General features: G+C 74.9%; 14 protein-coding genes. 7 read left to right on the forward strand and 7 right to left on the reverse strand.

Annotation, left to right across the window (positions count from 1 at the left end; genetic code table 11):
- Nucleotides 1–110: 110 nt before the first annotated feature.
- Nucleotides 111–812: a response regulator transcription factor gene (locus GGQ55_RS22945; protein ID WP_179720750.1), complete on the forward strand. Its 702-nt coding sequence runs from the start codon at nucleotides 111–113 to the stop codon at nucleotides 810–812.
- Nucleotides 813–2,105, forward strand: coding sequence for a sensor histidine kinase (locus GGQ55_RS22950; RefSeq protein WP_179720752.1), 1,293 nt, complete (start codon nucleotides 813–815; stop codon nucleotides 2,103–2,105).
- Here GGQ55_RS22950 and galE read toward each other — a convergent pair.
- A complete protein-coding gene (gene galE / locus GGQ55_RS22955; RefSeq protein WP_179720753.1) occupies nucleotides 2,068–3,072 on the reverse strand; it encodes a UDP-glucose 4-epimerase GalE in 1,005 nt (334 codons plus the stop codon). The genes GGQ55_RS22950 and galE overlap by 38 nt on opposite strands.
- Before the next feature lie 125 nt (nucleotides 3,073–3,197).
- Here galE and GGQ55_RS22960 point away from each other — a divergent pair, with 125 nt between their 5' ends.
- Nucleotides 3,198–4,487, forward strand: coding sequence for a glycosyltransferase family 87 protein (locus GGQ55_RS22960; RefSeq protein ID WP_179720755.1), 1,290 nt, complete (start codon nucleotides 3,198–3,200; stop codon nucleotides 4,485–4,487).
- Here GGQ55_RS22960 and GGQ55_RS22965 read toward each other — a convergent pair.
- Both GGQ55_RS22965 and GGQ55_RS22970 read right to left on the reverse strand, forming a co-directional pair.
- On the reverse strand, nucleotides 4,417–5,172 hold the full coding sequence (locus GGQ55_RS22965) for a hypothetical protein (protein WP_179720757.1): 756 nt from the start codon (nucleotides 5,170–5,172) through the stop codon (nucleotides 4,417–4,419). The two genes, GGQ55_RS22960 and GGQ55_RS22965, sit on opposite strands and share 71 nt — an antisense overlap.
- Nucleotides 5,169–5,831, reverse strand: a complete 663-nt coding sequence (locus GGQ55_RS22970; RefSeq protein WP_179720759.1) for a SatD family protein — start codon at nucleotides 5,829–5,831, stop codon at nucleotides 5,169–5,171. The genes GGQ55_RS22965 and GGQ55_RS22970 overlap by 4 nt, the downstream gene beginning before the upstream one ends.
- 103 nt (nucleotides 5,832–5,934) lie before the next feature.
- Here GGQ55_RS22970 and GGQ55_RS22975 point away from each other — a divergent pair, with 103 nt between their 5' ends.
- Together GGQ55_RS22975 and GGQ55_RS22980 are read left to right on the forward strand one after the other, a co-directional pair.
- Nucleotides 5,935–6,342, forward strand: a complete 408-nt coding sequence (locus GGQ55_RS22975) for a hypothetical protein (protein WP_179720761.1) — start codon at nucleotides 5,935–5,937, stop codon at nucleotides 6,340–6,342.
- Nucleotides 6,343–6,401: 59 nt separating this feature from the next.
- Complete coding sequence (locus tag GGQ55_RS22980) at nucleotides 6,402–8,243, forward strand: phosphoenolpyruvate carboxykinase (GTP) (RefSeq protein WP_179720763.1); 1,842 nt, start codon at nucleotides 6,402–6,404, stop codon at nucleotides 8,241–8,243.
- Nucleotides 8,244–8,246: 3 nt separating this feature from the next.
- Here the strand turns inward: GGQ55_RS22980 and GGQ55_RS22985 are convergent, their stop codons facing one another.
- Entirely contained in the window at nucleotides 8,247–8,447 is a 201-nt protein-coding gene (locus tag GGQ55_RS22985; RefSeq protein WP_179720765.1) for a hypothetical protein, read from the reverse strand.
- A gap of 209 nt (nucleotides 8,448–8,656) precedes the next feature.
- Here GGQ55_RS22985 and GGQ55_RS28735 point away from each other — a divergent pair, with 209 nt between their 5' ends.
- Nucleotides 8,657–9,103, forward strand: coding sequence for a WhiB family transcriptional regulator (locus tag GGQ55_RS28735; RefSeq protein WP_436277839.1), 447 nt, complete (start codon nucleotides 8,657–8,659; stop codon nucleotides 9,101–9,103).
- On the opposite strand, the gene GGQ55_RS22995 is transcribed toward GGQ55_RS28735, so the two are convergent.
- Entirely contained in the window at nucleotides 9,093–10,022 is a 930-nt protein-coding gene (locus GGQ55_RS22995; protein ID WP_366490062.1) for a nucleoside hydrolase, read from the reverse strand. The two genes, GGQ55_RS28735 and GGQ55_RS22995, sit on opposite strands and share 11 nt — an antisense overlap.
- A gap of 133 nt (nucleotides 10,023–10,155) precedes the next feature.
- On the opposite strand from GGQ55_RS22995, the gene GGQ55_RS23000 reads away from it, so the two are divergent.
- Nucleotides 10,156–11,430 carry a multidrug effflux MFS transporter gene (locus GGQ55_RS23000; protein ID WP_366490064.1) on the forward strand — a complete coding sequence of 425 codons (1,275 nt, stop codon included), beginning with the start codon at nucleotides 10,156–10,158 and terminating at the stop codon, nucleotides 11,428–11,430.
- Nucleotides 11,431–11,519: 89 nt separating this feature from the next.
- Here the strand turns inward: GGQ55_RS23000 and GGQ55_RS23005 are convergent, their stop codons facing one another.
- A complete protein-coding gene (locus GGQ55_RS23005; RefSeq protein ID WP_179720767.1) occupies nucleotides 11,520–11,780 on the reverse strand; it encodes a hypothetical protein in 261 nt (86 codons plus the stop codon).
- A gap of 75 nt (nucleotides 11,781–11,855) precedes the next feature.
- A complete protein-coding gene (locus GGQ55_RS23010) occupies nucleotides 11,856–12,683 on the reverse strand; it encodes a VldE C-terminal domain-containing protein (protein WP_218859399.1) in 828 nt (275 codons plus the stop codon).
- Nucleotides 12,684–12,693: the final 10 nt, after the last annotated feature.

The raw sequence follows: 12,693 nt of genomic DNA on the forward strand, positions 1-12,693 counted from the left end.
TCGCCAGGGACGGCCACGAGGCGGTTCGCCGAAGGGAAGCGGACGGCAAACGCGCAACTGGCAGGCAACGGACAGGTTCTGCACAGGCGCGCTCCCTACCGTCCGGGACCATGGCCGATCTCCTGGTCGTCGAGGACGACGAGACGATCGGCGCCGCCCTGACCAGCGGGCTGCGCGCGCACGGGCACGCGGTGTCGTGGCAGCGCAGCGGCCGCAAGGGGCTCGACGCCGCGGCCGGGCGGACGTTCGACATGGCCCTGCTCGACCTCGGCCTGCCCGACCTGGACGGCGTCGAGGTCTGCCGACGGCTGCGCGCCTGCTCCCCCGGCATGGTGCTCGTCGTGCTCACCGCGCGCACCGACGAGATGGACGTCGTCGTCGGCCTCGAGGCGGGCGCCGACGACTACCTGACCAAGCCCTTCCGGTTCGGCGAGCTGCTCGCCCGCATCCGGGCTCACCTGCGCCGCCAGGCCGTCGTCCCGCCCAGCCAGGAGCACCTGACCGTCGGCCGCCTGGTCGTCGACGTCGCCGCGCGGCGGGTCACGGTGGACGACGTCGAGGTGCCGCTGCGCACCAAGGAGTTCGAGCTGCTCGCCCGGCTGGCCACCGACGCCGGCAACGCGGTGAGCCGCGAGGCCCTCATGGCCGACGTCTGGGACGCCCACTGGTACGGCTCGACGAAGACCCTCGACGTGCACGTCGCGGCGCTGCGCCGCAAGCTCGCCGCCGTGGCCGGGCCGGACGCGCCGCCGCCGATCACGACGCTGCGCGGGCACGGCTACCGCATGGAGCGGCCGGACGGCGGCACCTAGGTGCGCCGGCGCATCGTCACCGTGGCGGTGCTCGCCGCGGTGCTGGCCATCACGCTGTTCGGCGTCCCGCTGGGCTACGCCGTCGCCGCCTCCTTCCTCGGGGACGAGACCGCCCAGGCCGAGCACGTCGCCGACGTCGCGGCCATCGCGGTCGCGTCCCACCTGGCCCGGGACGAACCGGTGACCACGCTGCCCAGCTCCGACCCGGACGTCTCCCTGGCGCTGTACTCCGTGGACGGCGCGCGGGTGGTCGGCGACGGTCCGGCGCAGGCCGACCCCACGGTGCGGGACGCGCTCGGCGGTCGCGTCGTCACCGACCCGGACGCGCCCGGTGGGCTCGCCGTCGCCGTCCCCGTGACCGACGGGACGACGGTGACCGGCGTCGTGCGGGCGACCACCCCCTATCGCGGCGTGTGGTCGCAGATCGCCGGCGCGTGGGCGGTGATGGTGGCGCTCGGCGCGGTGGCGATCCTCGCGACCTGGCTGCTCGCCCGCCGGCAGGCCCGCCGGCTGTCGGCGCCGCTGGAGTCGCTGGCCGGCGCCGCGCAACGGTTGGGCGAGGGCGACTTCAGCGTGCGGACGGCGCCCAGCGGGATCCCGGAGATCGACGCCGCCGGGTCCGCCCTCGACGTGACCGCGGGCCGGCTGGGCGACCTCGTCTCGCGCGAGCGTGCCTTCTCCTCCCACGCCTCCCACCAGCTGCGCACCCCGCTCACCGGGCTCCGGCTGACGCTCGAGACCGCGCTGGACGCCCCGCCCCCCGTGCAGCAGGCCGCTGTCGGATCCGCGCTCGAGTCGGCCGACCGGCTCGAGCGGACCATCGGCGACCTGCTGTCCCTGGCCCGGCACACGCCGGGCGACCACGCCGAGCTGCCGCTGGAGGCCCTCGTCGAGGACTGGACCTCGGCGTGGAGCGGGGTGCTGGCCGGCCACGGCCGGCGGCTGCAGGTGAGCACCGCGCCGTACCTGCCGGTCTCGCGGGCCTCGGCCGGCGCGGTCCGGCAGGTGGTCGACGTGCTGGTGGACAACGCGGTCGTGCACGGCAAGGGCACGGTCGGTCTGGTGGTGCGCGACGCGGGGGCGACGGTCGCCATCGACGTGAGCGACGAGGGCGACGGGCCGCCGGACCCGGCCGCGGTGTTCCGGTCGCGGCAGGACGGCGCGTCGAGCCACGGCATCGGCCTGGCGCTGGCACGGGCGCTGGCCGAGGCCGAGGGCGGCCGGCTGGTGCTCTCCAGCGCCCGGCCGCCGGTGTTCAGCCTGCTGCTGCCGGCAGCAGGGACCTGCGCGTGAGCGCGGCGGGAGCGGCCGGGACCCGGGCCGCCCAGGCCGAGCGCACCGCCTCGGCCAGGTCGAAGCGGGCCCGCCAACCCAGCTCCCGGGCGATGAGCGAGGGGTCGGCGACCGACCGCGCGGGATCCCCGGGTCGCACGTTCCCCGGGATCCAGCGCACCGGCTGCCCGGTCACCCGTTCGACGACGTCGATCAGCTCCAGCACCGAGCAGCCCCACCCGGTGCCGACGTTGTAGACGGCCGAGCCGGACCCGCCGCAGGTGAGCCGGCGGACGGCGGCCACGTGCGCCTCGGCCACGTCGCGGACGTGCACGAAGTCGCGCACCGCGCTGCCGTCGGGCGTCGGGTGGGTCAGACCGTGGACGGTCACCGTCCCGCCCTGGGCGGCGTCGAGCAGCCGCGGCAGCACGGCCGAGGTGCGGGTGTCGGCCAGTGCCGGTGTCGCCGCGCCGACCACGTTGAAGAAGCGCAGGGCGACGCTCGCCGTCCCGCTGGCGGCGCCCACCTCGGCCAGCAGCCGCTCGGCGATCCACTTCGTCGTCCCGTAGGGGTTCTGCGGACGCGGCTGGTCCTGCTCGGTCAGCGCGCCGGCCGGGGCGCAGCCGTAGACGGCGGCCGACGAACTCGTCACGATGCGCGGCACCCCGGCCTCGGCCATGGCCGACAGCAGCATCGCGGTGTCGGTGACGTTCGCCGCGTAGTAGGCCAGCGGATCGCGGACCGACTCCGGCGCCGACGTGAGCGCGGCCAGGTGGACCACGCCCGTCGCACCGGCCAGCACCGACCGCAGCGCCTGGGGGTCCCCCACCCGGCCGAGGACGAGGGGGACGTCGAGCGGCAGCCGCTCCGCGCGCCCGGTGGACAGGTCGTCGAGCACCACGACCCCGATCCCCTCGCGGCGCAGCGCCGTCACCACGTGGCCGCCGATGTAGCCGGCGCCGCCCGTCACCACCCAGGTGCCCGTCATGCCGCTGATGCTGCCGACGTCCTGGTTCTCCCCCGGCCAGGCGAAGGTGAGGGGACGGGAAACTGGGGCGGCCGCGGACGGCGGTTCTCAGCCCGTCCTCAGCCTCGCCGCGCACGCTGTCCGGCGTGGGTACCGGCGCGCGGCGCGCGGTGCACGGCCTCCTGGTGGCGACCGCGGTGGCGGTCGCGTGGCTGCTGGTGTTCCGCGTCTCGCCGCGGCCGGTCTGGCACCACACCTTCGACCTGCGGGTCTACCGCGGGGCGGTGCGGTGGTGGCTCGACGGCCACCCGGTGTACGACTTCGTCCGGCCGCACACGCAGAAGGGCTTCACCTACCCGCCGTTCGCCGTCCTGGTGCTGCTGCCGGTCGCGCTGGGGACCGAGACCACCGCGACCGTCCTCGTGACCGCGGTATCGGCCGGGCTCGTCGTCCTGACCACGTGGTGGCTGGTGGCGCCGGTCGCCGTCCGGCACGGGTGGCCCCGGTGGGTCGCGCTCGGGGTAGCGGTCCCGCTCGCGCTCGCCCTGGAGCCGGTCCGGGAGACGCTCGGCTGGGGGCAGATCGACCTGGTCGTCGCTGCGCTCGTGCTCGCCGACGTCGTCGCGCTGCGCCGGGGACGGCCCTGGGCCGGCGTGGGGATCGGCCTGGCGACCGCGATCAAGGTGACGCCGGGGCTGTTCGTCCTGTACCTCGTGGTCACCCGCCGCCGGCGGGCCGCCGCGGTCGCGACCGGCACGTTCGCCCTGACCGTGCTGGTCGGCCTCGCGGTGGACCCCTCAGCGCGGTACTGGACCCGGGAGCTGTGGCAGACCGGCCGGGTCGGGCCGCCCACCGATCCGAACGACCAGTCCCTGCTGGGGCTGCTCGCCCGCCTCGCCGTGCCCGGCGCGCCCAGCCACGCGGTGTGGCTGGGCCTGGCCGCCGCGGTGCTGGTCGTCGGGATGACCAGGGCCGCGCTCCTGCACCGGCGCGGCGACGACCTGGCCGGCGCCACGGTCACGGGGTCGACCGCCTGCCTGATCAGCCCGGTCTCGTGGGTGCACCACCTGTACTGGGTCGTGCCCGCGGTCGTGGTGCTGGTCGACGTCGCCGCTGGGACGCCGGTGGTCGGGTCGTGGGGACGACGACAGCCCCTGGCGCGCCGGGCCGCCGCGGCTGCCGCCGCGTTCGTCGTCGCCGCGGCGTTCGGCTGCTCGCTGATCTGGTTCTTCGTCCGCGCGCCCACGAGCCCCGGGACCGCGCTCGGCGAGAACGCCTACGTCCTGCTGGTGCTCGCCCTGGTCCTCCTCCTGCCCGCCAGAGAGCCGGTCGGCGGCTTATGTGCGGGCGATGGAAGCCGTGGGCTCATGTCAGGAGCAGGCAGGCCAGCGCCAGGCTCCAGCTCGTCAGCGAGCCGATCAGGAAGTACTCGGTGAGCACGTCGATGCGCTGGCCGGACAGGCCCGGCCGCGCGCTGCTCTCGAGCTCGCCGCGGTAGGACTGCAGTTCGGGGAACCGCAGCAGGCCCTTCGCCGCGACGATGACCGCGGCCGCGCCCAGGTCCCCGGCCAGGCCCAGCCCGAAGACGAGCAGCCGCTCCATCGGGCCGAGCACCCGGCCGCCCTTGATCTGCTGCTCGTTGCGGGTCACCTGGCTGCCCGCCGCGGTGAGGACGACGCGCACCAGCACGTTGCCCGTGCTGGTGAGCAGCAGCGCGCACCCCGCGATCACCAGGAGCCGCTCGAGGTCCACGCCCGACAGGACGGCGAGCGGGACCTGCGCGTACCACCGCTCGAGCCGGCCCCCGACGTGCGGGGACCACGGGCTCAGGACGACGGCCCCGACGACGACGGCGGTCGCCACGGCGAGCGGCAGCCACGTCGCCCGGCCCTCGCGCAGCGACCACCCGGACGTCCCCACCCACGCCGCGGACACCCCCGCGACGACGACCGCCGTGCCGGCCGTCGTCCCGGGTCCGACGCCGCCCAGGACCAGGACCACGGCCGCGAGCAGCCCGGCCAGCACGCAGCCGAGGACGGAGCGGCGGTCGAACCGCTCGCTGTTCCAGCGGACCAGGTCGGCCAGACCGATGCCGCCGAGGACGAGTCCCAGCCAGGTCACGCGCCGACGCCGTCCAGGACGTCCTGGGCATCGCGCAATGCGAAGGCCCCGGTCCGCGCGAGGCGTTGCGACACCGCGGACTGCGAGACCCCCAGCTCGGCGGCCAGCTCGGCCTGGGTGCGCCCGGTCAGCCACCCGCGCTGCAGGGCGATCACCCGGGCGTCCTCGCGCGGGACGAGCACGTCCCGGCAGAGCAGGTGGGCGTTGACGAAGGCCTCGACGTGCTCGGCCGGCGCCTCGTCCCGGGCGACGTACCAGGTCCGCGCCGCGCGCTCGTGCCCGCTGCGCCGCTGCTGCGCGTGCACCCGCTCGATCGCCTCGCGGGCGGCCCACCAGGCGGGTCCGTCCTGGGAGATCGGCGAGCGCTGGGCGTCGAACACGGTCACCGTCCCGCTGCCGATCCCGAACCGGGTGTCGACGTCGGGCAGGAGCGCGAGGCGGATCAGCAGCGACGCCCGGACCGCGTCGGCGACCGACCGGTAGGCGCCCTGGAACTCGTCGCCGATGGTCACCTCGAGCGGCTGCAGACCGGCGACCTGCTCGTTGACGAACGCCAGCGCGTCCAGGACGCTGCGCTGCAGGGTCGCGCGGTCGGCGTGCTCCTTGGAGGCGACGACGTCCCCGAGGAGGGTCACGCACCACCCACCCTGCTCCGCCATGCGGCCATGTTAAGTGCATAGCTTATTGTCTGGCAAGCATAAGCCATGAGCTTGAGTCAGGAGGGTCTTCCGCGCACAGGGAACGCGCGCACAATGCAGCGCCATGGGCCCTGCGCGGACACCCGTCGTCCAGCCGCGGCGCCGGCGCGCGCTGGCGCCGTCGCTGCTCGCCACCTGCCTGGTGGCCGCCGGCGTCGCCGTCGTCGGCTGGCTGCTGCTCCTGCTGCTCAAGGGCACCGTCGTGCTCCTGGCCTACGCCGTCGGCATCGCCATGATCGCGGTGCCGCTCCTGCTGTCCCGGCGGCTGCTGCGCGGCCGGTCGGGGCCGGACCGGCGCGAGCGGCTGGTCACCATCGGGACGGTCGTCATCGTCGGCGCCGTCCTGTGCGTCTGCGCCAACCTGGTCGACGACCACGGCTGGCTGCTCGTCGTGCTGCCGGTCGCGGCGATCCTGCTCAGCCGCGCCGCCCGCGCCGTCGCACCGGCCGTCCGGAGGATTCGCCACCGCTGAACACCCCATCGGGTACCCCCGAGGTGGCGCAACACTTCGTTCCCGGCAAAGGTGTGGCCGTGGCCGACATCGATGCGGTGCTGGATGCCGCGGGACTCCGCAACCAGCACGTCCGGGACTACGTGCAGCACTGGTTCGCCCACACGGGCGCCGAGCGGGTCGAGGTCGTCCACGCCTCGGACGACGCACGGCTCCTGCGCGAGGCGCTGGACGCCGGCGAGATCCAGCCGGCCGGCGACGGGCGGTACTACTCCCGCAGCCATCCCAAGGACACCGCCCGCTCCGAGGAGCGCACCGTCGTCGCGACGAGCAACCCCGGGGACTTGGGTGTCTACAACAACTGGCGCCCTGCCTCGGAGATGCGGCCGCTGCTCGAGGAGCGCATGCGGGGCGCCTCGGCCGGCAAGACGATGTACGTCGTCCCCTACCTGATGGCCCCGCCCGGCTCGCCGCTGGCGCCGTACGCGGTCGGCGTCGAGCTCACCGACACCCGCACCGTCGTGCTGCACATGATCCGCATGGCCAGGGTCGGGGTGGAGTTCGTGAACGACCTCGCCGACCCGTCGTTCTTCGTCCGCGGCGTGCACGTCACCGGCGACCTGGACCGCCTCGGTCAGGGGACGCCGGACGACCAGCGCTGCTTCGTCACCATCGCCGACGAGCGGACGATCCTGCACTTCGGCTCGTCCTACGGCGGCAACGCGCTGCTCGGCAAGATCGCCCACGGCCTGCGCCAGGCCAGCTACGACGGCTGGGCGTCGGGTGAGTTCCTCGCCGAGCAGTTCATGCTGCTCGGGATCACCGACAAGCAGACCGGCCGGAAGTACCACGTCTGCGGCGGCATGCCGAGCGCGTCGGGCAAGACCAACCTCGCGATGACCCTGGCCCCCGACGCCCTCGGCGACCGCTACCGGGTCGACTTCTACGGCGACGACATCGCCTGGCTGCGGGTCGACCCCGAGGACGGCCGGATCTACGCGATCAACCCGGAGTTCGGGGTGTTCGGCGTCGCCAAGGACACCAACGAGGTCACCAACCCGACCGCGGTGGACGCGATCGCGCCCGGGACCGGCACGATCTTCACCAACGTCGCCTACAACGCCGACACCGCCGAGGTCTGGTGGGAGGGGAAGACGCCGGAGCCGCCGGCGGACGTCACCGGCTGGCGGGACTGGAAGGGCCGGCTGGTCTCCGAGCGGGCGCCGGAGGAGAAGAACGATCCGTGGGCGCACCCGAACAGCCGCTTCACCACGACGCTGGCCAACGTGCCCAACATCGCGCCGGACTTCGACACCGCCAAGGGCGTCCCGGTCGACGCGATCATCTTCGGCGGGCGCACCCGCGACCGCGAGCCGCTCGTCCGCGCCATCCCCGACCTGGCCGAGGGCGTGTACGACGGGCTCACCCTGGGCGCCGAAGCGACGTTCGCCGCGGAGGGCACCGAGGGCGTGCTCCGCTACGACCCCATGTCGATGCGGCCGTTCATGTCCTACCCGGAGGGCGCGTACGCCGCGCACTGGCTGAAGGTCGTCGGCGCGGCCACCGAGCAGCCGATCTTCGCCCACGTCAACTGGTTCCAGCGGGACCCGGACGACGGGCACTTCCTGTGGCCGGGCTACCGGGACAACCTGCGCCCGCTGCTGTGGCTGATGCGGTTGCGCGACGGCGAGGTCACCGGTCGACGGACGCCGGCCGGCATCGTGCCCACCGTCGAGGAGCTGGACCTCTCCGGGATGGAGCTGCCGCCCGGCGACCTCGACCGGCTCCTCGGCGTCGACACCGCCCGCTGGCGGCAGGAGATGGGCTACCGCGAGGAGCACCTCGCGCAGTTCGCCGACCTGCCGGAGGAGATCTGGGCGGCGCACCGGCGGGTGGCCGCCGACTTCGACGCGGAGGCCTGACGGTCAGTCCCGGCGGGGCCGCAGCGCGGTCGCGTGCTCCAGCGCGTAGCGGACCAGGGGGTAGGGCGGCAGGTCGGCCGGGGGCTCCGGCTCGCGAGGCTGCGCCGGCCCCTGTTCCGGGCTGCGCCGGGGCGCCGGGATCGCGGGGCGGGTCCGCGCCTCGCGCGCCGCGGTGTGCTTCGTGGTCGAGGTGGTTCGGGTCATACCGGTGAGAGGGATGCCGGGCGCCCGCAGATACCGGCGCGCCGGGTCCGACCGGTGTGCCGGGCAGATCCCGCCAATCCGATCCGCCGCGGTCCTCCAGGTTCTGCCAGTGCGACGCTCGCCGCGCACTGCGTAGCGTCACGGACAGAAATCAGGGCGTACCGGTCCGTCACGCCGGTCTGCTTCTTCCCCGAACCTGAGGAGCCTCCGTGTCGTCGTACCCCCGCCCCCACCTGAGCCTGGCGCCGGACCTCTACGCCGTGGAGGACTACGCGCCGGTCTACTACGCCGACCCGTACGCCGCCCCGTACCCCACCGCTCCCTACGCGACGGAGGCCTACGTCGACGACGCGTACGCGCCCTACGGCTACGAGCCGGTCGCCCCGGCGCCGGTCGTCCAGAGCGAGTACGCCCCCGGCGACGAGTCGTGGCGGCAGGAGGCGCTGTGCGCCGAGACCGACCCCGAGGCGTTCTTCCCGGAGAAGGGCGGCTCCACCCGCGAGGCCAAGCGGGTCTGCGTCGGCTGCCCGGTGCGCATGCAGTGCCTCGAGTACGCGCTCGACAACGACGAGCGCTTCGGCATCTGGGGCGGCCTGTCCGAGCGGGAGCGCCGCCGGGTGAAGCTGTCCCGGCGCAGCGAGCCGCTCAGCGCCTGAGCGCCAGCTTCGCGTACAGGTCCTCGAGCACCAGCCGGTTGTCCAGCGCGGTCCAGATCCGCATCGGCCGCCCACCGGGCGCCGGGCGGTACTGCCCGTCGTCGCCGATGCCCGGCGTCTCGCGGACGACGTAGCGGCTCGACGACGGATCCGGCTCGAACGCCGACTGCAGCGCGGTGAGCAGCACCAGCGGGCTGTCGCCGAGGATGTAGGTCTCCTCCAGGTCGACGCCGTGCTCCGCCGATGTCGCCCGGACGCCGTCCAGCGCCGCGAACAGCCGGGCACCCAGCTCCCCCTGCTCCGCCATCCGCAGCCGCAGTTCCGCGAACGAGGCGAGGACCTGCCGGTAGGCGTCGCGCGGCACCTGCCAGATCGGGATCGACGAGTCGGTGAAGACGACGGACGCGGCCGGCACGTCGATGAGCAGGTTGTACTCGACCGGCATGGCGTTCGGCGGGGGCACCGCGAGGCCGGGGTGCTCGGGGCCGCCGATCCAGACCAGCGTCAGCCGCTCGGCGATGCGGGGTTCGATCAGCCACGCGCTCGCGACCTCGGTCAGCCCCGCGCCGGCGCAGACGTAGAGCGGGGTGTCGACGTCGTCCCGCATCGCCTCGGCGACGAGGGCGAGCGCCGCGGGTGACGCGATCGGCGTCGTCCGGTCGGCCAGCCCGGCGTTGGAGCCGGCCTGCACCGGGACGTCGTCCCGCCCGGCCAGCGCGAGGAACTCGCGGGCCAGCACCGCGGCGTTGTCCGCCGTCGTCCCCGACGGGTCGAAGGGGTCGTCGGGGCGCAGGTGCGAACCGATGACCAGCCGAAGGTCCACCGACGGCGACAGCGCGTGGTGGACGAGCTGCACCAGCCCGTCGGGGTCGCCGCTGAAGTCGTTGTCGACGACCACCCGCATCCGCCGTCCGGGCACGGCCCGGACAGTAGCGGCCGGACGCCCTGGTGGACCCGCCGGGCGGTCGGAATGCCCAGGCCGTGGGACGACTTGGCCAGCTGTGAAGTCATGGCCAGCGTGGGCCGCCACACGTGACCGATGAAGGACCCTGGTGACCGCCACACGGGACTGCCCCGCCCCACCGATCGTCGACGTCCGCCCGCCCGAGCCGCCGAGCACCGCGCGCACCGCGCTCGTCCTGGGCGCGTTCGTCGCGATAGGCCCGCTGACGATCGACATGTACCTCCCGGCGCTGCCGACGATCACCACGGAGCTGTCCACCACGGCCTCGCAGGTGCAGCTGACGCTGACCGGCACGCTCGTCGGGCTGGCCCTCGGCCAGCTCGTGTTCGGCCCGCTGTCGGACCGGTTCGGCCGGCGCGGCCCGCTGCTGGCCGGGACGGCGCTGCACGTGCTGGCCTCGCTGCTCGTGCTCGTGGCGCCGAGCATCGCCGTCCTCGGTGCGCTGCGCGTGCTGCAGGGGGTGGGGACGGCGGCCGGCAGCGTGATCGCCCTGGCCGTCGTCCGTGACCTGTTCACCGGGCGGAAGGCGGCGACCCTGCTGTCGCGGATCTTCCTGATCCTCGGCGCCGCTCCCGTGCTCGCGCCGACGATCGGCGGCGAGATCCTCCGGTTCACCTCGTGGCGCGGGGTGTTCGTGCTGCTCGCCGCCTACGGGCTCCTGCTGCTCGTCGTCGGCTGGTTCGCGCTGAGAGAGACCCTGCCGCCGGAGCGGCGGCGCAGCAGCGGCGTCCTCGGGACCCTGGCCACCTACCGCGACCTGCTCCGCGACCGGGCCTACCTCGGGCTGGTGTTCGTCGCCGGGCTGACCATGGCCTCGCTGTTCAGCTACGTCGCCGGGTCGTCGTTCGTCTACCAGCGCCAGTTCGGGCTGAACGCCCAGGCGTTCGGGCTGTTCTTCGGCGCGGGAGCCGTCTGGCTCATCACCGCGACCCAGCTCAACCCGCTCGTGCTGCGCCGCTGGTCACCGGCCACCGTCCTCATGACGGCGACCGCCGGCGGCGTGGTCGCCGGCGCGGTGCTGCTGGTGCTGGCCGCCACGGGCGTCGGCGGGCTGCTCGGCGTCGCCCTGCCGCTCTGGGCGGTGCTCTTCGCCGCCGGGCTGGCGCTGCCCAACGCCCCCGCGCTGGCGCTGTCCCGCCACGGCGAGGCGGCCGGCGCCGCCGCGGCGCTGCTCGGCGCGGTGCAGTTCGGGGTGGGCGCCGCGGTCTCGCCACTGGTCGGGCTGCTGGGCAACGACGCGCTGGCCATGGGCACGGTCATCGTGGTCGCGCTCCTGCTGGCGCTGGCGGTGCTGGCGGTCGTCGTCCGGCCGTGGCAGCTGCCCGACGTCGCCGACGACGCCCTGCCCGCCGTCGCCCACTGACCCGCCGTCCTGGCTCACCCTCGCGGTGGTGCCTCGACCCGCGCGGTTGAGCGCGAGGGTCGCGACGACACGGCGAGGGTGACGCGGGCTCAGCCGCCCAGCAGCCTGCGCAGGCCCCGCACCGGGATCCCCGCGGTCCACCGGGCCAGGTGCACGGCGAGGCGCAGCAGGTCGCCGTAGTCCGGCGGGCGGGGCGGGGCCACCGGAGCCGGCTCGGGGGCCGGCGCCGGGGGCGGCGGCGGCACGAGCAGGTCCAGCGGGGAGCGGCGCCGCGGATCGCGCAACGAGTCGAACGACGGCACCGGCGGGGCCTGCGGCCCGTCGTCCTGGGGCGCGTCGGAGTCGATCATGTGCACGGGCGGCGTCCTCTCGGTGGGGCTCCGCCCTTCCTACCCGGCGGCTCCGGCGCGCCACCCACCGGGCGACTAGCGATAGTTCACGTGGACGTGGTCCATGTGGTTCGCCGTCGGGCTGCCCCGGTCCTCCATCGTCGACCACGAGCCGTTCGGCGACTGCAGGATGCGCTGCTTGTAGATGATGTACTCCACGCCCAGCTCGTCCCAGTGGTCGATGTGGTACTGGACGATGGCGTTCCCGAGCGCGGTGTCGCCGAGCACCATGTAGTCCAGCGCCTTGCCCGACGGGTGGCCGTCGGGGTCGGTCGCGCTGGGCCGGGTGCCACCGAGGGTGATCGCGTCGGCGCCGGGGACGTTGGAGACCACCTGGTTCGCCGCCGTCTGCACCTGCGGCTTGATCGCCCCGGCCGTGTTGGTGATGTGCGCGGTCTCCGTGACGGCGGTGCCGGTGGCCTGCGGCTCGGCGGCGGCGGCGGACGACGCCGCGGCGGAGGCTGCGGCGGCCGAGGCCACGGCGGCAGCCTGGGCGGCCGCCTCGGCTGCGGCCTTCTGCTGGTCCAGCACGGCCTGGTCGGCGGCCTGCTGCTGTTGCTGGGCGGCGGTCTGCTGCGCCTCGCGGGTGCCGCGGCTGGCGGTGAGGTCCCCGAGCCGCTCGAGGTCCGGGCTCGGGGCGGCCGCCGGGCCGGACTCGGCGGTGAGGCCCAGCTCCTGGGCGACGCTGACCGACTCGGGCGTGTCCGCGCCCTGGGCCGCGGGCCCCGCGCCGACGAGGACGTTCACCACGAGCGCGCCGGCGGTGGCCACGCCCAGGTAGAGGGCGGGACGGCGGACGGGCACCGGCGGGCGGCGGCGGGCGGAGGCGCGACGGCGCCCGGACGTGGTCGTGCGTGGGCTCATGCGGTGCGTG

Origin of the sequence: Petropleomorpha daqingensis, assembly GCF_013408985.1 — a bacterium.
Lineage (GTDB): Bacteria > Actinomycetota > Actinomycetes > Mycobacteriales > Geodermatophilaceae > Petropleomorpha > Petropleomorpha daqingensis.

What these genes read in the sequence shown, in the direction of transcription:
- GGQ55_RS22945 (WP_179720750.1), top strand. Translation starts at nt 111, where the DNA reads ATGGCCGATCTCCTGGTCGTCGAGGACGACGAGACGATCGGCGCCGCC.
- GGQ55_RS22985 (WP_179720765.1), bottom strand. Translation starts at nt 8,447, where the DNA reads ATGACCCGAACCACCTCGACCACGAAGCACACCGCGGCGCGCGAGGCG.
- GGQ55_RS23005 (WP_179720767.1), bottom strand. Translation starts at nt 11,780, where the DNA reads ATGATCGACTCCGACGCGCCCCAGGACGACGGGCCGCAGGCCCCGCCG.
- galE (WP_179720753.1), bottom strand. Translation starts at nt 3,072, where the DNA reads ATGACGGGCACCTGGGTGGTGACGGGCGGCGCCGGCTACATCGGCGGC.
- GGQ55_RS22975 (WP_179720761.1), top strand. Translation starts at nt 5,935, where the DNA reads ATGGGCCCTGCGCGGACACCCGTCGTCCAGCCGCGGCGCCGGCGCGCG.
- GGQ55_RS22970 (WP_179720759.1), bottom strand. Translation starts at nt 5,831, where the DNA reads ATGGCGGAGCAGGGTGGGTGGTGCGTGACCCTCCTCGGGGACGTCGTC.
- GGQ55_RS23010 (WP_218859399.1), bottom strand. Translation starts at nt 12,683, where the DNA reads ATGAGCCCACGCACGACCACGTCCGGGCGCCGTCGCGCCTCCGCCCGC.